Origin of the sequence: Thalassotalea algicola (genome assembly GCF_012932965.1) — a bacterium.
Classification (GTDB): domain Bacteria; phylum Pseudomonadota; class Gammaproteobacteria; order Enterobacterales; family Alteromonadaceae; genus Thalassotalea_F; species Thalassotalea_F algicola.
Genome location: NZ_JABBXH010000013.1, coordinates 1 through 510, shown reverse-complemented (window position 1 = coordinate 510; position 510 = coordinate 1). Strand labels below are relative to the sequence as shown.

Sequence of the window (510 nt, the reverse complement as noted above, 5' to 3'; positions counted from 1 at the left end):
GCGACACCGCACTCACCAGATAAACATCGTTCGAATATATTACTGATAAAGTAATTATATTCGGGATATATATCAGCTTTCCAAATTGTTAAAGAACTATCATCCGCTCGCATTCGGCGGTGATTTGGTTAAAAACCAAATTTAAATCATCTAAAAAGATAGCTTAAATTTGGTCTTTTCTGTTCTAGCGAAGAAGTAATGGTGGAGCTAAGCAGGATCGAACTGCTGACCTCCTGCGTGCAAGGCAGGCGCTCTCCCAGCTGAGCTATAGCCCCATTCTGGGCAACATGCATCAGAACGTGGTAGGTCTGGGCAGACTTGAACTGCCGACCTCACCCTTATCAGGGGTGCGCTCTAACCAGCTGAGCTACAGACCTATATAAATCGTCCGAAGCTTACATGTTAGGACTTCTTCTACTTTCGTTATCAGTGCAATTTGTGTGAACACTCAACATGAGCGTTTTACCTTCAAGATAAGGAGGTGATCCAACCCCAGGTTCCCCTAGGGTT

General features: G+C 44.5%; 2 tRNA genes. Both read right to left on the bottom strand.

Annotated features, from left to right (window positions below):
• Positions 1-199: 199 nt before the first annotated feature.
• A tRNA-Ala gene (locus HII17_RS18875) sits at positions 200-275 on the bottom strand.
• A gap of 25 nt (positions 276-300) precedes the next feature.
• Positions 301-377 (bottom strand) — tRNA-Ile (locus HII17_RS18870).
• Between the last annotated feature and the right edge of the window lie 133 nt (positions 378-510).